The sequence below is a fragment of the Aeromonas sp. L_1B5_3 genome, from assembly GCF_963866575.1.
GTDB classification, from domain to species: domain Bacteria; phylum Pseudomonadota; class Gammaproteobacteria; order Enterobacterales; family Aeromonadaceae; genus Aeromonas; species Aeromonas jandaei.
On record NZ_CAWMDN010000162.1, the window covers coordinates 22,770 to 44,571 of the forward strand.

22 protein-coding genes are annotated in these 21,802 nt (G+C 59.4%); 11 read left to right on the forward strand and 11 right to left on the reverse strand.

Going from position 1 to position 21,802, the window contains the following annotated elements; all coding sequences use genetic code 11:
* Positions 1–15 precede the first annotated feature (15 nt).
* The 3 genes from AACR93_RS21555 to AACR93_RS21565 are packed head-to-tail and all read left to right on the forward strand — an operon-like array spanning position 16 to position 942.
* Positions 16–210: a hypothetical protein gene (locus AACR93_RS21555; RefSeq protein ID WP_156153035.1), complete on the forward strand. Its 195-nt coding sequence runs from the start codon at positions 16–18 to the stop codon at positions 208–210.
* Positions 207–686 carry a single-stranded DNA-binding protein gene (gene ssb / locus AACR93_RS21560; protein ID WP_043851905.1) on the forward strand — a complete coding sequence of 160 codons (480 nt, stop codon included), beginning with the start codon at positions 207–209 and terminating at the stop codon, positions 684–686. The genes AACR93_RS21555 and ssb overlap by 4 nt, the downstream gene beginning before the upstream one ends.
* Positions 687–696: 10 nt before the next feature.
* Positions 697–942, forward strand: a complete 246-nt coding sequence (locus AACR93_RS21565) for a helix-turn-helix transcriptional regulator (RefSeq protein WP_043851906.1) — start codon at positions 697–699, stop codon at positions 940–942.
* On the opposite strand, the gene AACR93_RS21570 is transcribed toward AACR93_RS21565, so the two are convergent.
* Entirely contained in the window at positions 870–2,108 is a 1,239-nt protein-coding gene (locus AACR93_RS21570) for a tyrosine-type recombinase/integrase (protein WP_043851907.1), read from the reverse strand. The genes AACR93_RS21565 and AACR93_RS21570 overlap by 73 nt on opposite strands.
* A gap of 386 nt (positions 2,109–2,494) precedes the next feature.
* Positions 2,495–3,082 (reverse strand): tetratricopeptide repeat protein, encoded by a 588-nt coding sequence (locus tag AACR93_RS21575; protein ID WP_042031030.1) that lies wholly within the window; start codon positions 3,080–3,082, stop codon positions 2,495–2,497.
* Positions 3,083–3,256: 174 nt separating this feature from the next.
* Here AACR93_RS21575 and AACR93_RS21580 point away from each other — a divergent pair, with 174 nt between their 5' ends.
* Positions 3,257–4,312, forward strand: coding sequence for a PA0069 family radical SAM protein (locus tag AACR93_RS21580; protein ID WP_043851908.1), 1,056 nt, complete (start codon positions 3,257–3,259; stop codon positions 4,310–4,312).
* A gap of 33 nt (positions 4,313–4,345) precedes the next feature.
* Here AACR93_RS21580 and AACR93_RS21585 read toward each other — a convergent pair whose 3' ends face one another.
* The gene (locus AACR93_RS21585) at positions 4,346–4,501 is read right to left on the reverse strand and encodes a hypothetical protein (RefSeq protein ID WP_197077978.1); all 156 of its coding nucleotides are present in this window, start codon (positions 4,499–4,501) and stop codon (positions 4,346–4,348) included.
* A 297-nt stretch (positions 4,502–4,798) separates the two neighbouring features.
* Between AACR93_RS21585 and AACR93_RS21590 the strand changes: the two genes are divergently transcribed.
* The gene (locus AACR93_RS21590) at positions 4,799–6,196 is read left to right on the forward strand and encodes an alpha-amylase family protein (protein WP_043851909.1); all 1,398 of its coding nucleotides are present in this window, start codon (positions 4,799–4,801) and stop codon (positions 6,194–6,196) included.
* Between the two features lie 110 nt (positions 6,197–6,306).
* Here the strand turns inward: AACR93_RS21590 and gyrA are convergent, their stop codons facing one another.
* Positions 6,307–9,054: a DNA topoisomerase (ATP-hydrolyzing) subunit A gene (gyrA, locus tag AACR93_RS21595; protein WP_043851910.1), complete on the reverse strand. Its 2,748-nt coding sequence runs from the start codon at positions 9,052–9,054 to the stop codon at positions 6,307–6,309.
* A 188-nt stretch (positions 9,055–9,242) separates the two neighbouring features.
* Between gyrA and ubiG the strand changes: the two genes are divergently transcribed.
* The 5 genes from ubiG to yfaE all read left to right on the forward strand — a co-directional run bounded on the left by ubiG (position 9,243) and on the right by yfaE (position 15,068).
* A complete protein-coding gene (gene ubiG / locus AACR93_RS21600) occupies positions 9,243–9,959 on the forward strand; it encodes a bifunctional 2-polyprenyl-6-hydroxyphenol methylase/3-demethylubiquinol 3-O-methyltransferase UbiG (RefSeq protein ID WP_043851911.1) in 717 nt (238 codons plus the stop codon).
* Complete coding sequence (locus AACR93_RS21605) at positions 9,959–10,645, forward strand: HAD family hydrolase (protein WP_043851912.1); 687 nt, start codon at positions 9,959–9,961, stop codon at positions 10,643–10,645. Before ubiG ends, AACR93_RS21605 begins: the two co-directional genes overlap by 1 nt.
* A 624-nt stretch (positions 10,646–11,269) precedes the next feature.
* Positions 11,270–13,537 (forward strand): class 1a ribonucleoside-diphosphate reductase subunit alpha, encoded by a 2,268-nt coding sequence (nrdA, locus tag AACR93_RS21610; RefSeq protein WP_043851913.1) that lies wholly within the window; start codon positions 11,270–11,272, stop codon positions 13,535–13,537.
* Positions 13,538–13,617: 80 nt separating this feature from the next.
* Complete coding sequence (gene nrdB, locus AACR93_RS21615; RefSeq protein WP_019445145.1) at positions 13,618–14,751, forward strand: class Ia ribonucleoside-diphosphate reductase subunit beta; 1,134 nt, start codon at positions 13,618–13,620, stop codon at positions 14,749–14,751.
* The gene (gene yfaE, locus AACR93_RS21620; RefSeq protein WP_043851914.1) at positions 14,748–15,068 is read left to right on the forward strand and encodes a class I ribonucleotide reductase maintenance protein YfaE; all 321 of its coding nucleotides are present in this window, start codon (positions 14,748–14,750) and stop codon (positions 15,066–15,068) included. Before nrdB ends, yfaE begins: the two co-directional genes overlap by 4 nt.
* 122 nt (positions 15,069–15,190) lie before the next feature.
* On the opposite strand, the gene mltA is transcribed toward yfaE, so the two are convergent.
* Positions 15,191–16,342, reverse strand: coding sequence for a murein transglycosylase A (gene mltA, locus AACR93_RS21625; protein WP_043851915.1), 1,152 nt, complete (start codon positions 16,340–16,342; stop codon positions 15,191–15,193).
* 149 nt (positions 16,343–16,491) lie between these two features.
* On the opposite strand from mltA, the gene AACR93_RS21630 reads away from it, so the two are divergent.
* Positions 16,492–16,743, forward strand: coding sequence for a DUF1289 domain-containing protein (locus AACR93_RS21630; RefSeq protein WP_043851916.1), 252 nt, complete (start codon positions 16,492–16,494; stop codon positions 16,741–16,743).
* Between the two features lie 15 nt (positions 16,744–16,758).
* Here AACR93_RS21630 and AACR93_RS21635 read toward each other — a convergent pair whose 3' ends face one another.
* From AACR93_RS21635 to AACR93_RS21660, 6 genes are all read right to left on the reverse strand, one after another.
* Positions 16,759–17,925: an AGE family epimerase/isomerase gene (locus AACR93_RS21635; RefSeq protein ID WP_043851917.1), complete on the reverse strand. Its 1,167-nt coding sequence runs from the start codon at positions 17,923–17,925 to the stop codon at positions 16,759–16,761.
* A 94-nt stretch (positions 17,926–18,019) separates the two neighbouring features.
* The gene (locus tag AACR93_RS21640) at positions 18,020–18,868 is read right to left on the reverse strand and encodes a PTS system mannose/fructose/sorbose family transporter subunit IID (RefSeq protein WP_043851918.1); all 849 of its coding nucleotides are present in this window, start codon (positions 18,866–18,868) and stop codon (positions 18,020–18,022) included.
* Positions 18,868–19,671, reverse strand: a complete 804-nt coding sequence (locus AACR93_RS21645) for a PTS mannose/fructose/sorbose/N-acetylgalactosamine transporter subunit IIC (RefSeq protein WP_043851919.1) — start codon at positions 19,669–19,671, stop codon at positions 18,868–18,870. Before AACR93_RS21645 ends, AACR93_RS21640 begins: the two co-directional genes overlap by 1 nt.
* Positions 19,672–19,683: 12 nt before the next feature.
* A complete protein-coding gene (locus AACR93_RS21650) occupies positions 19,684–20,178 on the reverse strand; it encodes a PTS system mannose/fructose/N-acetylgalactosamine-transporter subunit IIB (protein WP_041207847.1) in 495 nt (164 codons plus the stop codon).
* 9 nt (positions 20,179–20,187) lie between these two features.
* The gene (locus AACR93_RS21655) at positions 20,188–20,616 is read right to left on the reverse strand and encodes a PTS sugar transporter subunit IIA (protein WP_043851920.1); all 429 of its coding nucleotides are present in this window, start codon (positions 20,614–20,616) and stop codon (positions 20,188–20,190) included.
* A gap of 5 nt (positions 20,617–20,621) precedes the next feature.
* Positions 20,622–21,802 (reverse strand): class I mannose-6-phosphate isomerase (locus AACR93_RS21660; protein WP_043851921.1); only part of this gene is annotated, 1,181 nt, incomplete at its 5' end.

Below are 21,802 nucleotides of genomic sequence, written 5' to 3' on the forward strand. Positions count from 1 at the left end.
CACGACTATGAGCTGATGCGGTCCATACAGAAAGATATGGTCGTGCTGGATATCGAGCACAACCTCTACCGCGACACCGCCACCTACACCGCCGAGCACCCGGCATTTGATGAGGTTGAACTGGGCGAGAAGCTGCCAACCTACGAAGTGCTGGTTGACGTGGATGACAACGACAACATGGTGGTTGAATTCAAAAGGATCGCAGAATGAAACGAGGCATCAACAAGGTCATCCTGATCGGCAATCTGGGGCAGGATCCTGAAGTGCGCTACAACCAGGGCGGCGGAGCGGTGACCTCAATCACCTTGGCCACCTCCGAATCATGGCGCGACAAGCAGACCGGTGAGCAGAAAGAGCGCACCGAGTGGCACCGCGTAGTGTTCATGGGCAAGCTGGCCGAGGTAGCAGGCCAGCACCTCAAGAAGGGAACGCAGGTCTACGTAGAAGGAAAGCTGCAGACCCGAAAATGGCAGGCGCAGGACGGCAGCGACCGCTACACCACAGAGGTGCTGATCGATAGCTTCACCGGCGTACTGCAGATGCTGGGCGGCAGACCGCAGCAAGGCCCGCCGCAACAACCACCAGCATCACAGCCACAGGGCGGATATGGCCGCCAAGCACAGCAACCGGCACCGCCCGTTTACAACGAGCCGCCGATTGATTTTGACGACGATACCCCGTTCTGACGGAGGACCTATGGCACAACACACCCAAACCCCGGCACTGATCCGCCGTTGTGACATCGAGCAGCTGCTCGGCGGGATCGGCAGAACCACCTTCTATCGCCGCAGACAGGAGTGGGCCGCCGCCGGCACCCCGTTCCCGGAGCCGCTTAACTGGATGGCCAAGGGCGGCACCCTGTGGCGCCGTCACGAAGTAATCGCATTCCTGGTTGCCCGCGGGCTGATGCCTGCTGAGTCAGCCACCAGCACCACGCATTGAGCGATATGTGCGGCCCATTGTTCAAGGGCCGCCCGCTGCTCATCCAGATAGTCGTGCTGGTCATAGACGGCGAGAATGCCAGCCAGTCTATGGCCGAGCACTTTCTCAGATACATGGGGGTGAATCCCGATCCGGCTCATCACCGTTTTCATGGTGCGGCGCAGATCGTGGTTTCCCCAGTCACTTACCCCCATCACCTTTCCTACCTGCTTTGCCAGGCTCAGCAGCACACTGGCCGCCATGGGCCGATCGTCAAGGCTGCGCGCAGGCGGGAACACATAGACATGGTCAGGGAAGAATGCAAAGGCCTCGGCCAGCAGATCGCAAGCCTGCTGCGACAGGCCGCGCACAAACCCGATCCCCGTCTTTGAGTCGTCATCACTGACGCGCCACAGACCCTTCGCCAGATCGAAATCAGCCTTCTTGGCAATCCGGATCTCCACCCCACGGCAACCGGTGAGCAGGATCAGCTTCATCATGATCTTGTGGGCATCGGTCATGTCGGTGAGGTCCACCGCCTGCCAGAACTTTCCGATCTCCTCATCGCTCAGGTAGCGAGAGCGCGACTTGATGGGGGTTCCAACGTCCTTCACCTTCCAGCTGGAAAGGATATTGCTGCTGATCATGCTGCGGCGCTGGGCGTAATCAAGCACCTCCTTGAGCTTGCCGAGCAGGATCCCGGCTTGGGTGCTGGCATCCTCCTGCATAGGGGAAAAGACCTTGTCCCAGTGCTGGGTGGTCATCTCCTCCACGACGAACTGACCGACAACCGGCATAACGTGCAGGTCGAACAGCCGGCGCCACTGGTTGATCTTGACCAGCCGTATCGCCTGCGGACTATCGAGCCAGGCATTCAGGCAGTCGCTGGCCGTCACGGCGGCATGGCGATCTCTGATCTCCATCATCCGCACCGTAGCGGGGTCGCTGCCGGTCTGCAATATCCGGCGCGCTTCGGCATGGCGCTCCCGCGCCTCCTTGAGGCTGACGTCACCATAAGCACCGAGCGACATCCTGCGGGCCCGCTGGCCGTGCCGGTACCGATACTGAAAGCTGATGTGTCCGGATTGGCTGATGCGGGCAGACAACCCCTGACCGTCTGGCAACTCTGTCGGCCCGTCATACGGCTTGCCTGCAATCTTGCGCAGCTTCGCGTCACTCAATGCCATTGCACTGCTCTCGTCTTGTGTAATGTGTCCATGGTACACACTTTGGTGCACAATTTTAAATAGACAAGTCAGAACCAACGCGAACAGCTTGGAACAGGAATGACACTTAGACCATGATAAAACAATGAGTTAGAGTGCAGAAATGAATGGAAATAAACAGGATGGATCAGGATTGGTGACTACTACCAAAGGTCACATGCGGGATGGAAAAGAGATTCAAAAAGGTGATGTTCTGGTTCTCCACAGCACTTTGCGAAGACGGCCCGCCATCCGAACGAAAGGTTCAAGGTGACAAACCAAGCCAAAACGGCCCCATGCTACCAGAAGTAACCGTGGCTGTATCGGGTTTGATGAGATTTTCTACAGTTAAATGAGACGGTTGCCGACTATTCACCAAGCAGCGGCTGCCAGTTGAAGTCAAAATCGCTGGCGCCCTCCTCGGCCAGGGCCAGTTGCTGCAGCACGTGCAGCGCCAGTTTGTTGCCCTTTTGCGCCGCCTGATAGAGCCACTGTTTCCCCTGCGAGAGATCGACACGCCCGCTCGCCCCCATCAAATGGAGCACCCCGACTTTCAGCATCGCCGGCACATCGCCATTGCGGGCGGCAAGATCCATCCAGTGAAAGGCTTCGCGCAGATCCCGCTTCACTCCGGCGCCGCGCAAATAGGCGTCCGCCAACCGGTACTGGCCAAAGGGATCGCCCGCCTGCGCCGACTGACGATAGAGTGTGATGGCCCGATTGATATCCTGCTCACTCCCCTGCCCCACTTCATGGCTCCAGCCCATCAGCGCCTGTGCCCTTGGTTGCCCTTGCTCGGCCAGCGGCGACCAGATCCGGGTTGCCTCATCAAAATGGCCGGTTCGCCAGGCACGGTTGGCCGATGCCAGCTCCTGCTCCGTGGTGAGCGGAACAAGCCGCCAGATAACCAGGGCGATCAGCGCAATGAACAGCCAGCGAGTCGTGGTTGGGCTCATATCGATTTCCGTGATCCAGTTCGCATTTTGTTTATGTAAACGAAATGTAGCCGCCGGATCAAGCCAGAGATGCCCTACCGATGCAATTTAAAGTCGGGTAGTGACAAAGAGACTTGTCTTTGGTGAGCGATGATCACAGAATAACTGTATGCACATACAGTAAAGATGAAATTCATGGCCGGACGAGGCAGCAACCACAATATCGACCACCGTTTCAGCGGCCCGCGGATCGAGACGGTCGACGATGGCTGGCACTCTTACGATTGGGATGCCGCCTTCACAGCCTCTGCCCCCGGCACAGAAGTACGCGAAATAGAGGCCCGCAGCATTATCAGTTACAACAGCTCGCCGGATGTGCCCTTTGGCCGCTCCATCAACCCCTATCAGGGGTGCGAACACGGCTGCATCTACTGCTATGCAAGACCCAGCCACGCCTATCTGGAGCTATCCCCCGGCCTCGATTTCGAAACCAAACTGTTTGCCAAGCTCAATGCAGCCGAGTTGCTGCGCCGGGAGTTTGCCAAACAGGCGTATCAGCCACAGAGCATCGTCATCGGCGCCAATACCGACCCCTACCAGCCTGTTGAGCAGCGCTATCGTCTCACCCGTCAACTGCTGGAAGTGATGCTGGCCCATCGCCATCCGGTGGGCCTTATCACCAAAAGCGCCATGATCCTGCGCGATCTCGACTTGCTGAGCGAACTCGCCAGAGAAGGGCTCTGTCAGGTGATGGTGTCGGTGACAACCTTGAATGAAACCCTGCGGCGACAACTGGAGCCCCGCGCAAGCACGGGCGCCGGTCGCTTGAAAGTGGTCGAGAAGCTGGCCAGCGCCGGGGTACGGGTTGGTGTGCTGGCAGCCCCGATGATTCCGAGGCTCAATGAGCCTGAGCTGGAGCAGATCATCAAATCGGCTGCCAACGCTGGCGCCTGTTGCGCCGACTATATCTTGCTGCGCTTGCCTCACGAGCTGGCGCCGCTGTTCAGTGACTGGCTGGATGAGCACTATCCCGGCCAGAAGGAGGCAATTCTGAACCAGCTGCGGGCCAGCCGCGGTGGCGGGCTCAACAGTGCAGCCTTTGGCACGCGTATGCGTGGTGAGGGACACTTTGCCGACCTGTTGTCCCAGCGCTTTCGCCTGATCAGCAAGCGGCTGGGTCTTGGCAAGCGCCATGTTCAATTAAGGGAGGATCTCTTTATCCGCCCGGGCGAGCAGCTGACACTCTTCTAAAAAGCCAAGGGCTGCGATGTAACATGCAAGCCTTCAGGGTACGCGCTCATCCCTGCCCTGCTCCAACAGTTCTGCCGGGAGTCGTGACGGCTCATGGGCCACTTCCAGCGACTCTTCACCACGGGTTGGCAGCTCTGATTCACCCCATACCCGACTCCACCAGATCTCCCAGGTTATCCAACTGGTCATATGCAGCTCCTGTGCGGTCAATGTGAACCACGCTGAGTGTGATGTCAGGATGCATCACTCGCCGGACAAGATAACCCGCTGTGATGACAAGCTGGTGACAAACAAATTACTAAAAAGCGTCACCTCGGCGGCATAGCAACCAGAGCCATTGAAATCTGAAATTGCTCACAACTTCAGCGAACTCACCTTGAAATCCATCACAAATCCACCGGAATGCGATTGCGATTGACCCTGGTTGTGCCAAAGCTGCTCTGCCCATTTCAGGCATAGTCACAACAACAAGAAAGGGAAATAACAATGAAACACACAGCGGGAATGCTGGCGATCGCAGGTATGCTGATCGCCCCCTTGGCGCACGCCGATGTCATACTGCACGCCTTCAACTGGAAGTACAGTGAAGTGACCGCCAAAGCTGATCTCATCAAGAGTGCCGGCTATAAACAGGTGCTCATCTCACCGCCACTGAAGTCCTCGGGCAACGACTGGTGGGCCCGTTACCAACCCCAGGATCTGCGCCTTGTCGACTCCCCCCTTGGCAACAAGCAGGATCTCGAGCAGCTGATCGCCGCCATGAGGGCGCGAGGTATCGCCGTCTACGCCGATGTGGTGCTCAACCACATGGCCAACGAAAGCTGGAAACGCAGCGATCTCAACTATCCCGGCAACGAGCTGCTGCAGAGCTACGCCAGCAACCCCAGCTACTTCGAGCGCCAGAAACTGTTTGGCGATCTGGGGCAAAACTTCCTCTCCGGTCAGGATTTTCATCCGGAAGGGTGCATCACCGACTGGAACAATCCGGGCCATGTCCAGTACTGGCGGCTGTGCGGCGGACCCGGTGACAAGGGCTTGCCGGATCTTGACCCCAACAACTGGGTGGTGAGCCAGCAACAGGCCTACCTGCAGGCACTCAAGGGGATGGGGATCAAAGGCTTTCGGGTCGATGCGGTCAAGCACATGAGTGATTACCAGATCAATGCCATCTTCACTCCCGAAATCAAACAGGGGATGCACGTCTTTGGCGAGGTGATCACCACGGGGGGCGCCGGCAACAGCGACTATGAAAACTTCCTCAAGCCCTACCTCGACAGCAGCGGTCAGGGCGCCTATGACTTCCCGCTCTTTGCTTCCCTGCGCGGCGCCTTCAGTTATGGTGGCAGCATGAACCTGCTGGCCGATCCGGGTGCTTATGGTCAGGCACTGCCTGGCAGCCGTGCGGTCACCTTCGCGGTCACCCACGACATCCCCACCAATGACGGCTTTCGCTACCAGATCCTGAACCAGACAGACGAGTCACTGGCATATGCCTACCTGCTCGGGCGCGATGGTGGCTCACCACTGGTCTACTCCGATCATGGCGAAACCCGAGACAAGGATGGCTTACGCTGGCAGGACTACTACCTGCGCGCCGATCTCAAGGGAATGATCCGTTTCCACAATGCAGTACAAGGGCAACCGATGCAGCTGATCGGCAGCGACAACTGCTTCGTACTGTTCAAACGCGGCAAGCAGGGACTGGTTGGCATCAACAAATGCGGGCAGGAGCAGGAGTACTGGCTCGACACCACCAAATACGAGATGAACTGGTATCGCAACTACCGGGATGTTCTCGATCAGAATGCGATAGTCAATGTGCAGAGTCAGTGGGTACGGCTGGCGATCCCTGCTCGCAGCGCCAGAATGTGGCTGCAGGAGTAATGATGATGCCCCGGCAGCTCGGGCCAAAGTGAAGAAAACATCCAAACGAAGAAAATAAAAGAGCGACCGCAAGGTCGCTCTTTTTATCTGCTGCAGCAAGGGGGGAACGATTACTCGTCGCCCGCCTCGCCATCAACGGAACCGGCGGCGTCTGCTGCGGTATCAGTGCCTTCGGACACCTCACCCTCAGCAACCACTGCATCGTTCTCGTCTTCATCGCTTTCGGCGATGCGCTGCAGACCGACTACGGTTTCGTCTTCACCGGTACGGATCAGACGCACACCACCGGTGTTGCGACCAATAATGCTCACCTCGGCCACACGGGTACGCACCAGAGTGCCGCCGTTGGTGATCAGCATGATCTGATCGGTCTCTTCAACCTGGATGGCATCGATGACCTTGCCGTTGCGATCGTCCACCTTGATGGAGATAACGCCCTGGGTACCACGGCTCTTGGTCGGGTACTCGTCGAGTGCGGTACGCTTGCCGTAACCGTTCTCGGTGGCGGTGAGGATGGCACCTTCGCCGCGCGGAACGATAAGGGAAACCACCTTGTCGCCAGCGGCCAGCTTGATACCACGGACACCGGCGGCGGTACGGCCCATCGGACGCACGCCCTTGAAGGTACCCTTGCTTTCGGTGCCTTCACCGTTGTCGCTGCCATCATCGTCGTTGCCGGCATCGTCGTCGGTTTCGACCTCATCGCTGGCATCCGCATCGGCGCGACCGCTGCCTTCAGCGAAGCGAACAACCTTGCCCGCATCGGAGAAGAGCATGATCTCGTTGCTGCCGTCGGTGATATCCACCCCGATCAGCTCATCACCCTCTTTGAGGTTGATGGCACGGATACCGGAGGAGAGCGGACGGCTGAAGTCGGAGAGACTGGTCTTCTTCACGGTACCGTTGGCGGTCGCGAAGAAGACATACTTCTCGGCATCATACTCCTTGACCGGCAGAATGGCGGTGATGCGCTCACCCTCTTCCAGCGGCAGCAGGTTGATGATGGGACGACCACGGGCGCCACGGGACGCTTCCGGCAGCTGGTAAACCTTGAGCCAGTAGACCTTGCCGCGGGTAGAGAAGCACAGAATGGTGTCGTGGGTGTTCGCCACCAGCAGACGCTCGACGAAGTCCTCTTCCTTGATCCGGGTCGCGGACTTGCCCTTGCCGCCACGGCGCTGGGCTTCGTAATCGGAGAGCGGCTGATACTTCACGTAACCCTGGTGGGACAGCGTCACCACCACGTCTTCCGGGGTGATCAGATCTTCGATGTTGATCTCGGCACTGGACATGCTGATTTCGGTACGACGCTCGTCGCCATACTGGTCGCGCACGGCCAGCAGCTCATCGCGGATCACTTCCATCAGACGAGCCGGGCTAGCCAGGATGTGCAGCAGCTCGGCGATGAGATCCAGCAACTCCTGATACTCTTCCAGGATCTTCTCGTGCTCAAGGCCGGTCAGCTTGTGCAGACGCAGGTCAAGGATGGCCTGTGCCTGCTGCTCGGTCAGGTAGTAGTAACCGTCGCGAATGCCAAACTCGGGCTCCAGCCACTCGGGGCGCGCCGCGTCGTCACCGGCTTTTTCCAGCATGGCAGCGACGTTGCCGAGCTCCCAGCCCTTGGCAACCAGGCCCGCTTTCGCGTCAGCCGGGGTGGCACTGTGACGGATCAGTTCGATAACCGGATCGATGTTGGCCAGCGCAACCGCCAGACCTTCAAGGATGTGCGCCCGATCCCGCGCCTTGCGCAGTTCGAACACGGTCCGGCGGGTCACCACTTCGCGGCGGTGCAGCAGGAACGCATCCAGGATCTCTTTAAGGTTCATCACCTTGGGCTGGTTGTTATCGAGCGCCACCATGTTGATGCCGAACGTGGTCTGCATCTGGGTGTGCTTGTAGAGATTGTTCAGCACAATCTCGCCGGACTCGCCACGCTTGATCTCGATAACGATGCGCATACCGTCCTTGTCGGACTCGTCGCGCAGGGCACTGATACCCTCGATCTTTTTGTCTTTGACCAGCTCGGCGATCTTCTCGATCAGACGAGCCTTGTTCACCTGATAGGGAATTTCGTGAACGATGATGGTCTCGCGACTGGTCTTCTCGTCCACTTCCACTTCAGCCTTGGCCCGCACATAGATGGAGCCACGACCGGTACGGTACGCCTGCACGATACCGGAACGACCGTTGATAATGCCGCCGGTGGGGAAATCCGGGCCGGTGATGTAGGTCATCAGCTCGTCAATGGTGAGGTCGCCGTTTTCGATCAGCGCCAGGCAGCCGTTGACAATCTCGGTGAGGTTGTGAGGCGGAATGTTGGTCGCCATGCCCACCGCAATACCGGAGGAGCCGTTGACCAGCAGATTGGGAACCTTGGTGGGCATGACAGCCGGGATCATCTCGGTGCCGTCATAGTTCGGCACCCAGTCCACGGTCTCTTTGTCCAGATCGGCCAGCAGCTCGTGGGAGATGCGTGCCATCCGCACTTCGGTGTAACGCATGGCCGCGGCGCTGTCGCCATCGACCGAACCGAAGTTGCCCTGACCGTCGACCAGCATGTAGCGCATGGAGAAATCCTGCGCCATCCGGACGATGGTGTCATACACAGCGATATCGCCGTGCGGGTGATATTTACCGATTACGTCACCGACCACACGGGCCGATTTTTTATAGGGCTTGTTCCAGTCGTTCCCCAGCTCGTTCATTGCATACAGAACGCGGCGGTGAACCGGTTTCAAGCCATCACGCACATCCGGCAGAGCTCGTCCTACGATCACGCTCATGGCGTAATCAAGATAGGAACTCTTGAGCTCTTCTTCGATGTTGACCGGCGTGATCTCTCTGGCCAGATCGCTCATAGAAAGCCTTAATCCCTAATTAGTTGTTCTTTGGCTTAAACAGCGCGACATGGTAACACACCAAGGCGGATTCCTTAAGCCACAAATCGGGCTGGTTTGACAAAGTCCGTCCGTTATAATGCCCGCCAGGACAATAGATTGCGCGCGAGTCACCCGCTCTGCGCGCCCTGCCACAGGATCTTCGATAAATGAACAGTGACGCCAATGTCGACTTGACCGAAATCGCCAAATTTGAAGCCATCGCCTCTCGCTGGTGGGACATGGAGGGGGAGTTCAAGCCCCTGCACCAGATCAATCCGGTGCGACTTGACTGGATAACCAACAAGAGCGGCGGCCTGTTTGGCAAGCGCGTGCTCGACATCGGCTGTGGCGGCGGCATCCTCGCCGAGAGCATGGCCCGCCGCGGGGCACAGGTGACCGGTATCGACATGGGCAAGGAGCCCCTCGGTGTCGCTCGCCTGCATGCACTGGAGCAGGGTGTCGAGCTCGAGTACCGCCAGATCACTGCCGAAGCACACGCTGAAGAAGCACCCGGCCAGTATGATGTGGTCACCTGCATGGAGATGCTGGAGCACGTGCCTGACCCGGCTTCAGTGCTGCGCGCCATCGCGACCCTGGTGCGCCCGGGTGGCCGGGTGTTCGTCTCCACCATCAATCGCAATCCCAAATCCTATCTGATGATGATCCTCGGGGCCGAATACCTGATGAAGATGGTGCCCAAGGGGACTCACGATCACAAAAAGTTCATCATGCCCGCCGAACTCTGTCGCATGGGTGAAGCCGCGGGCCTGTTGGTGCGCGACATGAGCGGCGTCCACTACGCGCCACTCTCCAACAGCTTCCGGCTCGGCCGCAACGTCGACGTCAACTATATGGTGGAGTTCATCCACCCGGAGCACGGCTGATGAGCACCTCTCACCCGCAGCCCCTCGGCTGTGTGCTGTTCGATCTGGACGGCACCCTGCTCGACACAGCGCCGGATCTGGGCGCCGCCGTCAATCACGTGCTGATCAGCGAAGGCTTTGCACCGCTTTCTGACGAGATCATTCGCCAGACCACCTCCCACGGCGCTCTCGGGCTGCTCAGAGCGGGGCTCGGCGACGATCTGCTGGAAGAGCTGGGTGCCACCCGCCTGCGCAATGCCCTGCTCGATTTCTACTCAGCCAATCTCTGCGTCGGTACCCGCCCCTATGACGGTATGGTGGATCTCATCGAGTGGCTCGACGAGAAGCAGCTGCCCTGGGGCATCGTCACCAACAAGCCGGCCTTTCTCACCGAGCCGCTGCTGGCGGCGCTGCCACAGCTTGCCAGCTGCGGCGTCGCCGTCAGCGCCGATACCCTGCCGGTACGCAAACCCGACCCAGCCCCCATGTATTTTGCCTGCGAAAAGCTGGGGGTCGAAGCAGCTCACTGCCTCTATGTGGGGGATCATGTGCGCGACATCGAAGCGGGCCGCAACGCCGGCATGCGCACTGCGGTTGCTGGCTGGGGCTATCTGAACGATAACGAGAATCCCGCCGAGTGGGGCGCCGATCTGCACTTTGATACCGTGCAGGCGCTGCATCACTGGCTGCGCTACGAGCTGGGCTGAAACTGCCGGTCGTGACGTTGCAAGAGTTGGGGCATCAGGTTGATGCCCTTTTTTACGGCCTTCTCCTATCCCCAACAGCTAACGAGAAGAGAGCGTAGGTGGATCACCAAGGCAACTTTAACTGTCACAAAGAGTCCATATGACAACCTTGCTCCCGTTTCGCTGAGGCAACTGTCAACAAGCAGACCGAGAAAGTGCGTTTCACATTTTGCAGTGACAACCGAGCGCTGGACAGCTTTTGTCCCTTGTTGGGCAAGGGATAATCAGCAGGCGTTTGCTAGTAAAAAGGCCCCCTTTTCGCAAGCAAAAAAAGTTATTTAAATTTTCCATCTTCGATCGGGAGGCTTGCATTTGACGAAGCGGACGAATGAAAACCCGCTCACTGTGAGCAACCACTAACAGAGACAACAACACCCACAATTTATCCACAGCAAGCCAGTTATCCACACATTGCAATGCGCAGTCGACCTCACTATCTTGTAGCTCGACATCAAAATAACACTATATCTTGTGATTCATCGCACAATAGTTACCCAACAACTGCACCGGTCTGTCCTCCTGTGACCGCCAGCAGCCGGGTGGCGTGCGATGGTTTTTCGGGAATCAACTAAAGGTCATCAGCCAATGAACTTGTTTGTGACGAAGCGTAACGGACACAAAGAACCCATCGATCTGGATAAAATTCACCGCGTGCTGGACTGGGCCGCCGAGGGTCTCGACAACGTGTCGGTCTCCCAAGTAGAGCTCAAGTCCCACATCCAGTTCTATGACGGTATCCGTACCGCCGACATTCACGAAACCATCATCAAGGCAACGGCTGACCTCATCTCCGAGCAGACCCCTGACTACCAGTACATGGCTGCCCGTCTGGCCATCTTCCACCTGCGCAAGAAGGCCTACGGCCAGTTCGAACCGCCCCACCTCTACCAGCACGTGGCTCGTCTGGTCGACATGGGCAAGTACGACAAACACCTGCTGGAAGACTACACCCAGGCAGAGTTCGAAGAGCTGAACGCGCACATGGATCACTGGCGCGACATGAACTTCTCCTATGCAGCGGTCAAGCAGCTGGAAGGCAAGTATCTGGTACAAAACCGTGTCACCGGCGAGATCTACGAGAGCCCGCAATTCCTCTACATCCTGGTGGCGGCATGCCTCTTCTCCAAGTATCCGAAAGATACCCGTCTGGACTACATCAAGCGCTTCTATGATGCGGTCTCGACCTTCAAGATCTCCCTGCCGACCCCGATCATGAGCGGCGTGCGCACCCCGACCCGTCAGTTCAGCTCCTGCGTCCTGATCGAATGCGACGACAGCCTGGACTCCATCAACGCCACCGCCAGCTCCATCGTGCGTTACGTCTCCCAGCGCGCCGGTATCGGCATCAACGCCGGGCGCATCCGCGGTCTGGGCAGCCCGATCCGTGGCGGCGAAGCATTCCACACCGGTTGCATCCCCTTCTACAAATACTTCCAGACTGCCGTGAAGTGCTGCTCCCAGGGCGGCGTGCGCGGCGGTGCGGCCACCCTGTTCTACCCGCTGTGGCACACCGAAGTGGAAAGCCTGCTGGTGCTGAAGAACAACCGCGGCGTGGAAGAGAACCGTGTCCGTCACATGGACTACGGCGTGCAGATCAACAAGCTTATGTATCAGCGCCTCATCAAGGGCGGTGACATCACCCTGTTCTCCCCGTCCGATGCGCCGGGCCTATACGACGCCTTCTTCGCCGATCAGGACAAGTTCGAAGAGCTCTACGTCAAGTACGAGCAGGATCCGGCCATTCGCAAAAAGACCCTCAAGGCCGTCGATCTCTTCTCCCTGATGATGCAGGAGCGTGCCGGTACCGGTCGCATCTACATCCAGAACGTCGATCACTGCAACACCCACAGCCCTTTTGATCCGAGCGTGGCGCCGGTGCGCCAGTCCAACCTCTGCCTCGAGATTGCGCTGCCGACCAAGCCGCTCAACAACATCGACGACGAGAACGGCGAGATCGCCCTGTGCACCCTCTCAGCCTTCAACCTGGGTGCCATCGACAAGCTGGAAGATCTGGAAGAGATGGCCGATCTGGCCGTGCGTGCCCTCGATGCCCTGCTCGACTATCAGGACTACCCGATTGCCGCCGCCAAGCGTGGCAGCATGGGTCGTCGTACTCTGGGGATCGGCGTCATCAACTACGCCTACTACCTGGCCAAGAACGGTGCCCGCTACTCTGACGGCTCCGGTCTGGCCCTGACTCACCGTACCTTCGAGGCCATCCAGTACTACCTGCTGAAAGCCTCCGCGCAGCTGGCCCGCGAATTCGGTCCATGCCCGCTGTTTGGCGAGACCACCTATGCCCAGGGCATTCTGCCGATCGACACCTACAAGAAGGATCTGGATGCGCTGTGCAACGAGCCGCTGCATCTGGATTGGGAAAGCCTGCGCGAAGAGATCAAGTCCGTGGGCTTGCGCAACTCCACCCTGACCGCCCTGATGCCGAGCGAGACCTCCAGCCAGATCTCCAACGCCACCAACGGTATCGAGCCGCCGCGCGGTCTGGTATCGGTCAAGGCATCCAAAGACGGCATTCTCAAACAGGTAGTGCCCGAGTATGATCGCCTGAAAGATCAATACGAGCTGCTCTGGAAGCAACCGAGCGTTGACGGCTACCTTCAGCTGGTCGGTATCATGCAGAAGTTTGTGGATCAGGCGATCTCCGCCAACACCAACTACGACCCGGCCCGTTTCGAAGGCAACAAGGTGCCGATGAAGCAGCTGCTGAAGGACTTGCTGACCGCCTACAAATACGGCCTCAAGACCCTCTACTATCACAACACCCGTGATGGTGCGGACGATGCCCAGACCGATCTGCAAGATGACGGTTGTGCTGGCGGGGCTTGCAAAATCTAAGTCACGGCAAGATCTGATAACCGGGCGGGAGCGACAAGCTCCCGCTCTCCTGTTTTCTCCATACAGACATTCTGGTAACCATGGCCTATTCAACTTTCTGCCAAACCCAAAACGACCAGCTCAAAGAGCCGATGTTTTTTGGCCAATCGGTCAACGTAGCCCGTTATGACCAGCAAAAGCACGAAGTGTTCGAGCGGCTGATCGAAAAGCAACTCTCCTTCTTCTGGCGCCCGGAAGAGGTGGATGTCTCCCGTGATCGCATCGACTATCAGGCCCTGCCGCCCCACGAGCAGCACATCTTCATCTCCAACCTGAAGTACCAGACCCTGCTGGACTCCATTCAGGGTCGCAGCCCCAACGTAGCGCTGCTGCCGCTGGTCTCCATTCCGGAGCTGGAAACCTGGATCGAGACCTGGGCGTTCTCCGAGACCATCCACTCTCGCTCCTACACCCACATCATCCGCAATATCGTCAACACCCCCGCCCAGGTGTTCGACGACATCGTGACCAACGAGCAGATCCTCAAGCGCGCCGGCTCCATCAGCCACTTCTACGACGACCTGATCGAAGCGACCGCCCTCTACAACCTGCACGGTGAAGGAACCCACACCGTTGCTGGCCGCGAGGTAACCATCACCTTGCGTGAGCTCAAGAAGAAGCTCTATCTCTGCCTGATGAGCGTCAACGCGCTGGAAGCGATCCGCTTCTACGTCAGCTTCGCCTGCTCCTTTGCCTTCGCCGAGCGCGAGCTGATGGAGGGCAACGCCAAGATCATCAAGATGATCGCCCGCGATGAGGCACTCCACCTGACCGGTACCCAGCACATGCTGAACCTGATGCGCAGCGGTCAGGACGATCCCGAGATGGCCGAGATCGCCGCCGAGTGCGAACAGGCCTGCTTCGAGCTGTTCAAAGAGGCGGCCATTCAGGAGAAAGAGTGGGCCGAGTACCTGTTCCAGGGCGGCTCCATGATCGGCCTGAACAAGGACATCCTCTGCCAGTACGTCGAGTACATCACCAACCTGCGGATGGCCGCCGTCGGTCTGCAGCCAGCCTTTGCCGGCACCAAGCAGAACCCGATCCCCTGGATCAACACCTGGCTCTCTTCCGACAACGTGCAGGTCGCCCCGCAAGAGGTGGAGGTAAGCTCCTATCTGGTAGGTCAGATCGACAGCGAAGTGAATGCCGACGATCTGGGTGATTTTGAGCTGTGAGTGACGCCATCCGCACGCTGACCCCTGCCCAGCACTCGCCTGCCGAACAGCAGGCGGTACAGGCACCACGGGTACATACCCGGGATGCCGTGCTGCACGCTAATCCCGGCGAAAGCGTGCTGGAAACCCTGGAGCGCCACGGCCATCGGGTCGAGTTCCAGTGCCGCAGCGGCTATTGCGGTGCCTGCCGCACCCCGCTCATCGCGGGCAAGGTGCACTATCCCAATGTGCCGCTCGCCTTTGTCTCCCAGGGGGAGTGTCTCCCCTGCTGCTGCAAGCCGGTCGGCGCCATCAAGCTGGATATCCAGAAACGCTGATCCCGCTTGCAGCACCTCGAGCACGCAAATAAAAAGCTGCCGGATTGCTCCGGCGGCTTTTTTACATCCATCTCTATACCTCGTGGGCAGGCGGCTGATGTACCACCCGCCCCTACTGAACCTTACAGCCAGGGCGCGGCAGTCGGCCCGTGGTGCAGACCCAGCTTCCAGACCCGGCCGAAGTGCTTGTAATGCCCCGCCGCGACACCGGCCTTCTCGCCCATGCCGTGGTAGAGGTCGAGGTGGCCCTTCTTCACCGCGCCGCCCACATCCAGCGCAATCAACAGCCGCAGCTGATGTTTGCCGGTCCAGTTGCCCTCTTTGTCGAGCAAGGGCACTTCGGCGAGGATCGGTGTGCCCATCGGCAACAGGGTCTTGTCGGCAGCAACGGCCGCCAGCGGCAGCAGCGGAATGCCGGCGGCACCAATAACATCGTTGGTCGGGCGGCGCTCGAAGAAGACATAGGAGGGGTTCTGCTCCACCAGCTCCTTGACGCTCTCCTCAGGCTGGCGGCTCGCCCAATCCTTGATGGCCTTCATCGACATCTGCTCCTTGGGCACTTCGCCGCGGTCGATCAGCACCCGGCCGATACTCACGTAACCGTGACCGTTCTTGCCGCTGTAGCCCAGATATTGCAGCCGATCCTCGTCGCCATAGTGCACAAAGCCGGAACCCTGCACATCCATCAGGAAGTTGTCGATAAGGGATTTGCTGTAACCCAGCTCCAGCCCGCGGTTGGCCAGCGCCCCCTGATGGATCTGGGCCCGGGTCGGACAACGGCTGCCACAGTTGGGCATGGCATAAATTGGATATTTGTACTTGGCATCGGGGCGACGACGCACCTCCAGCACCGGCGAGTAGTAGCCGGTGAAGAGCACGTTACCCATCCGATCCGCCCCGCCCAGCTGGGCCAGGCTGATGCCGTACCGGGTGATGTCGGCAGGGTTGCCGCCATTGGCCACCCAGCGGGAGAGCTTGTGGTAGAGCTCGCCATAGCGGCGATTCATCTTGCCGGAGCGCTCCAGCACCAGCCTGCTCTGGGGGCCAAACTTGCTGTAATCGGCTCGTGCACGGCTATTGACCCGCTCAACCCTGACCAGCTCCCCCGGCAAGGTGCCGTCCAGATACTGCTTGCCCAGATTTACCGGCACCTCGCAGTTCAGGAAACATCTGTTGTCGGTCTGTTTTTTGGGCACCTGATTTTGCTCAGAGTTGCCTGCACACCCGGCCAGACCCAGCACCACGGCGGTCAGCCAGTACGCGTGTTTGTTCATATGTCCTCATATAACGCCAATAGCCATGCTCGGCGGGGAAGATGCCAAATTTGCAGGGGGAAAGCAAACGACATCAATCACTTGAAGAGGGATTTCGCCAAAGGTGACAGCTGGGTTATAACAAGGTGACAGGATGTGCGAGGTGATGGATGGAACAGCTCGAGATCTTCCCGCTGCAAAGCCCCTGCATCGGGGTCTGCGAAGTGAACAACAAGGGCTACTGCAAAGGGTGTTTGCGCAGCCGCGAAGAGCGTTTCAACTGGCTCGCCATGACCCCCGCCCAGCAGCAGGATGTAATGCGCCTGTGCCGCGCCCGCAAGGCGCGGGTCGAAGCCGCCCGCCGCAAGGCACAGGAAGGAACTCAACCCGAGCAGCAAGAACAACCGGGCTGGGATTTTTGATCTTCTCTTGGTCTGTTACCCGCTTTCACTTCTCCTTTCTGCCACCCTTGCCAGCTCGCTAAACGCCACAAACAGGTGGTAGAAGGTACTGGCTGGGGCATGAGTTGTCAGCGGCCGACCGGTAACATCGACCTGATCGACCCATTGGCCGGGCAAGGCTGGCGTCAGGTAGTAGTGGAAGATCCGCCTCACCACCTCGCCAATCTGATGGGCTATCTCTGCGTCCCCTTGCCGCTCATAGGTCGCCAGCAGCGCCTTGAGATGCTCGGTCTGGCACCAGAGCCGACTGGTCGCCCGATGGAGCTGCCCGTCATCGGTAAGCTCATCCATCACCAGCCCGGTCGGCCCGTGGCCGTGAGCGGTGGCAAAGCGGTTCAGGATGGCGATCCCCTCATCTATCTCGCGCTCACTCGGCCCACACCTCCACCCTTTTGCCAATGCCCGATAGCGGGCCAGCAGCCAGCACCATTCGTAGTGATGACCCGGGTCGATCAGGTGCGAATCAGGATGAACCGGGAGAAGCCGTTCATCGAAGAACTCCCGCAGCAAGACGGGCTCCAGAAAGCGCTGGCGAAACAGCTGATAGAGCCGATGGGCACGAACTTGCCAGCGGGGATCATCAAAACTCTCCGCAGCCACCAGCAGTGCTTCGAAAAGATGCATATGGGGGTTTTGGCTGCGCAGCGAACCGGCTGGCCAGCTGGAGTGAAACCCGCCATACACAGGATCGGCAAAAAGCTGCACGATGGCCTGATAGCGCGACTCGGCCTGTTGCTGCCAGCACGGCTCGCCGCTCAAGCGGTAGAGCCAGCATTCGGCCAGCAGGGCAAAGGCGTATTCGTAGCAGCACACCGAACTGTCGGCAGGAGAACCATCGGCATTAAGGGAAAACAGCTGGTTGCCGGCACCATCATCAAAGTGCCTCATGCCGAACCTGGCGCAGCGCTCTGCCAGCTCGCCTCCCTCATACCAGCCGAGCAGGGCTGCGTGGCTGAACACATAGATCTGCCGACTCTGCACCCGAAATCGGGTGGGTTGCCAGAGGGGCTCGCCAGCACCATCCAGCCCTTCGGCAAACAGCCCCCTTTCCAAATCAAATCCCCGAGATCCCCAACGGGGCAGCGCCTCCTCCACCAGCCAACGTTGACAGCGCTGCGCCGCGGCTCTTATCTCATCATGCATCTCATCACCTCGCCTCCACCCGACCCAGGACCCAGTCCATGAAAAAGGGAGAGCCTCGCTCTCCCGTTATTTGCTCTCACTCTCCAAAATCGGCCTAGAAGAGACCGATGGCGACCCCGACAAAGGCCACTACCAGCAGCCCCAGCATCGCCTTGACCGGCGAGACATTGCGTCTGGCCATCAGATACCAGGTGCCCAGCACCACCAGCAGCGGCATCAGTTTGGGGAAGATGCCATCCAACATGGCCTGTACCTGAATATTGACCCCGTCCGAGGTGACAAAATCGAGCCCGGTGGAGAGGTTGACATAACTGGCGGCCACCCCGCCCATCACGAAGACCCCGAGCAGGGAGAGCGCCTCGCGCAGTTTGACCGACTCCGAGCTCACCAGCGCCTCCACCGAGCCGGTTCCCATCCGGTAGCCCTTCATGAACAGCATGTAGGAGCCGGTGATGACGATGGCGTTGAAGCTGATTATGTAAAAGAGCGGCCCCAACACGCTGCCGCCGGCGGCCAGTGCCATGCCGATGCTGAGCAGAATGGGCACCAGCATGCCCGGGATCATGGAGTCCCCGATCCCGGCGATGGGGCCCATCAAGCCGACTTTCAGGGTGTTGATGGTCTCGCCATCGATCTTCTCGCCGTTAGCCCGCTTCTCCTCCAACCCCACCGCCAGCCCGTTGATGATGGCGCCAATCTGGGGCTCAGTGTTGTAGAAGGAGGCATGGCGTTTCATCGCCTCCATCCTCTCCACCTTGCCGGGATAGAGCTTCTTGAGTGCCGGCATCATGCCAAGGCAAAAGCCGAACGATTCGAGACGTTCGAAGCTCATGGAGGAGAGGTTGTACATCATCCACGAACGCCAGCAGGCACGCAGATCCTTGGGAGTGAGAGCCACCGGCGCATTGTTCACCGGCTGGCCCGCTTGCAGCTTTGCGTCCATCAGAATTCATCCTCATCATCGGTTTGGGTGGCTGCACGGGCAACCGGTGCAGGGCGTGGTTCCGGCTTGTAGTTGTAGTGGATGAGTGCAAGCAGGGCGCCGATCATCACCAGCCCTACCATGTTGAGCTTGAGAAAAACGATCCCGACAAAGCCCACCAGAAAATAGATCAGCATGCTGCTCTGCTTGATGATCTGCTTGAGCAGGATGGCAATGCCGACCGCCGGCAGAATACCGCCCACCACCGTCATGGTGCGGATCACCAGCTCAGGCAGGCTGTTCATGAAGCCTTCGATGTACTGATTGCCAAAATAGACGGCGATAAAGGTGGGCACGAAGCGCAGTACGAAGTTGCTGACCTGCGGGAAAATGGCGCTGTTGAGATACACCCCCTTTTCATCCGCCTGCTCCAGCGCCACGTCGGCCCTGTGGTTCCAGTAGGAGTTGAAGACCATCATGAAGTTGAAGAGGATGGTACCGGCAATGCCGATGGTGGCGGCAATGGCCACGGCAACTGACGGCTCCTTGCCCGACATGACGCCGAGGGCGATGGCCGGAAAGGCGACGAAGTTGAGATCAGCCGGCATGGAACCGCCCGGCGTCACCATGGCGATATAGACCGCCTGCACCGCCACCCCGATGAGGATCCCGGTCTGGATATCACCGAGGATGGCCCCCACCAGCATGCCCGAAACCAGCGGACGGGTAATGGTGTACCAGCCCCCGGTCAATCCCAGCAGCCAGGGACTACTGAGGGCACCGAGATAACAGAGTATCCCGATGAGAGTTGCTTCCAGAAACATGATGTTTGCTCCCTATTTCAGCTTTTTCTGGGCATCCGCCCAGCTGTAGTGGCTGGCGTCCGGCACCAGCCGAAAGTCAATCTCGTGGCCAAGGCTGGCAAGATAGTCAAAAGCAGCGATCTCCTGCGCCGTCACCGACTGGTTGGGGCCTATGGTGGTGGTCTGCTCGCGGGCACTCATGGGCCCGACGTTGATCTTGCCGTTGTGGTTCTCAAGAGAGATGCCGGCGGCGCAGAGCCGCTGCAGGGTGACCGGCGACTTGCCAATCACGAAGTAGCGCTTGTCACTGGCGATCACCTTGGGCAGCTTGGCAATGGCCGTCGCCACGTCGAACAGCCACACCTTGGTGTCCGGCACAGCGCCTATCATCACCTGGGAGAGCAACGGATCGGCCGCCACCTCGTCATCAATCGCGACGATGCCGTCGCAGGGCAGCTCTCTGGCCCAGCGCGTCACCAGCTGGCCGTGGATCACCCGATCGTCAATGCGTACAAATGAAATCGCCATCTCGCTCTCCTAGAAGTTGTCATCTTGCTGGTGTGCCGCCGGGGCCGCGATCACCATGGATTCCAGTGCTTGGGCCAGCAACTGGCGTGCCGCCTCGTGCACATCGGTCGCCGCCAGCCAGTCGGCACTCATCAGCAGCATGGGAAAGTTCACCCCGGTCACCACGGCCACCGGCTGCGGCCATGCGGAGTCAAACGCAAAGCGGCATGCCACGTTGTAGGGGGTGCCGTACTCCATGTCGCACAGCACCAGCACCCCGTCAGCCCCCGCGCCATGACGGCGCAGGGTCTGTTCAAACTCGGTGCGAAACGCCTCTATCCCCCCCTCTTCGGTGAGCGAGACGGTCGCCACCGCGGGCAGCTCGCCGTAGACCATGCTGGCGCTGGCCAGCAGGGCCGGCGCCAGTGAACCATGGGTTGCGATAAGGATCCTCAGCATCTTGGTTACCCCCTCACATAGGCCTTGATGGTGGCGATGGTCGCCCCTTCACTCTCGCCGCTCGGGCGGATGCGATAACGCCCGACCGAGGCCGGTACGATGAAGGTCTCGGCGTAGTGCACCACAAACGGTGCGAACGCATTGTCGGGACTCTCCACCGTCGCCTCTTGTCCCTCAATCAGATTGAGCACCTGCACCGTACCGCCGGTGTCGTGCTCCACCGGCACACTGAACCAGTGGCGACGGGTCTCGATAAATTCCCGCTCATGCAGTCCGGTACGCTCCTCGCGCCAGCCCGGTCCTTCGGCGACGAGCTCGATGCGATTGACCAGATGCTCGCGGGTCCAGTCGGTGTCGCGCTCCCACTGGATCACCTTGCTGCCATGCTCCAGATGGATGGGGCGCGGGATGCCGTCGAGCCCGACCCGACCCCAGTCCCACAGCTTGAAGGTGAAGATGTAGGGGGTTGCGCTGATCTCGAGCACCATGGCCCCCTCTCCCGAGCAGTGGACGGTTCCGGCCGGGATCAGGAAATGATCGTGCTTGCGGGCCGGGAAGCGGTTGATGAAACGCTCGTCATCGAAAGGCTTCTCGCCGCGCTGGGCGGCAGCCAGATCTGCCAGCATCTCCTGCGGGTCGATACCGTTGCGGGTGCCGAGGTAGACGCAGGAGTCCGGCTTGGCATCGAGCATGTAGTAGCTCTCGTCCTGGGTGTAGTGCATGCCGAACTCCTGCTGGATGTATTCGGTCAACGGATGCACCTGCAGACTGAGCGGCTGCCCCCCCACCGTATCGAGAAAATCGAACCGGATCGGGAACTCGGCGCCAAAGCGGGCGTGTACCCGCTCCCCAAGCAAGGCGCTGGGCTGGCACAGCACCAGGTTTTGCGACGGGATCTCCACCCTCACCTCGCCAAAGCGCAGATAGAGGCTGTTCTCCTCGGGTACACAGTCAAAGCACCAGGCGTAGTTGGGTTGGGCCGGGTCCAGATCACACACCTGCTTCATCCACTGCCCGCCCCAGACTCCCGGGTCGAAGAAGGGCACCACCCGGAACGGCTGGCGCGCCGCCTGATGCAACCCTTGTTGCAGTGCCGCCCCCGTTACCATGGTCGGCTTGCCCCTGGTGTTGGTGTCGAGCAGAAAATCGATGGTGGGCAGCTGGGCCAGTTTATGGCGGTCAAACA

What these genes read in the sequence shown, in the direction of transcription:
- AACR93_RS21555 (WP_156153035.1), top strand. Translation starts at nt 16, where the DNA reads ATGCGGTCCATACAGAAAGATATGGTCGTGCTGGATATCGAGCACAAC.
- ssb (WP_043851905.1), top strand. Translation starts at nt 207, where the DNA reads ATGAAACGAGGCATCAACAAGGTCATCCTGATCGGCAATCTGGGGCAG.
- AACR93_RS21565 (WP_043851906.1), top strand. Translation starts at nt 697, where the DNA reads ATGGCACAACACACCCAAACCCCGGCACTGATCCGCCGTTGTGACATC.
- AACR93_RS21570 (WP_043851907.1), bottom strand. Translation starts at nt 2,108, where the DNA reads ATGGCATTGAGTGACGCGAAGCTGCGCAAGATTGCAGGCAAGCCGTAT.
- AACR93_RS21575 (WP_042031030.1), bottom strand. Translation starts at nt 3,082, where the DNA reads ATGAGCCCAACCACGACTCGCTGGCTGTTCATTGCGCTGATCGCCCTG.
- AACR93_RS21580 (WP_043851908.1), top strand. Translation starts at nt 3,257, where the DNA reads ATGGCCGGACGAGGCAGCAACCACAATATCGACCACCGTTTCAGCGGC.
- AACR93_RS21585 (WP_197077978.1), bottom strand. Translation starts at nt 4,501, where the DNA reads ATGACCAGTTGGATAACCTGGGAGATCTGGTGGAGTCGGGTATGGGGT.
- AACR93_RS21590 (WP_043851909.1), top strand. Translation starts at nt 4,799, where the DNA reads ATGAAACACACAGCGGGAATGCTGGCGATCGCAGGTATGCTGATCGCC.
- gyrA (WP_043851910.1), bottom strand. Translation starts at nt 9,054, where the DNA reads ATGAGCGATCTGGCCAGAGAGATCACGCCGGTCAACATCGAAGAAGAG.
- ubiG (WP_043851911.1), top strand. Translation starts at nt 9,243, where the DNA reads ATGAACAGTGACGCCAATGTCGACTTGACCGAAATCGCCAAATTTGAA.
- AACR93_RS21605 (WP_043851912.1), top strand. Translation starts at nt 9,959, where the DNA reads ATGAGCACCTCTCACCCGCAGCCCCTCGGCTGTGTGCTGTTCGATCTG.
- nrdA (WP_043851913.1), top strand. Translation starts at nt 11,270, where the DNA reads ATGAACTTGTTTGTGACGAAGCGTAACGGACACAAAGAACCCATCGAT.
- nrdB (WP_019445145.1), top strand. Translation starts at nt 13,618, where the DNA reads ATGGCCTATTCAACTTTCTGCCAAACCCAAAACGACCAGCTCAAAGAG.
- mltA (WP_043851915.1), bottom strand. Translation starts at nt 16,342, where the DNA reads ATGAACAAACACGCGTACTGGCTGACCGCCGTGGTGCTGGGTCTGGCC.
- AACR93_RS21630 (WP_043851916.1), top strand. Translation starts at nt 16,492, where the DNA reads ATGGAACAGCTCGAGATCTTCCCGCTGCAAAGCCCCTGCATCGGGGTC.
- AACR93_RS21635 (WP_043851917.1), bottom strand. Translation starts at nt 17,925, where the DNA reads ATGCATGATGAGATAAGAGCCGCGGCGCAGCGCTGTCAACGTTGGCTG.
- AACR93_RS21640 (WP_043851918.1), bottom strand. Translation starts at nt 18,868, where the DNA reads ATGGACGCAAAGCTGCAAGCGGGCCAGCCGGTGAACAATGCGCCGGTG.
- AACR93_RS21645 (WP_043851919.1), bottom strand. Translation starts at nt 19,671, where the DNA reads ATGTTTCTGGAAGCAACTCTCATCGGGATACTCTGTTATCTCGGTGCC.
- AACR93_RS21650 (WP_041207847.1), bottom strand. Translation starts at nt 20,178, where the DNA reads ATGGCGATTTCATTTGTACGCATTGACGATCGGGTGATCCACGGCCAG.
- AACR93_RS21655 (WP_043851920.1), bottom strand. Translation starts at nt 20,616, where the DNA reads ATGCTGAGGATCCTTATCGCAACCCATGGTTCACTGGCGCCGGCCCTG.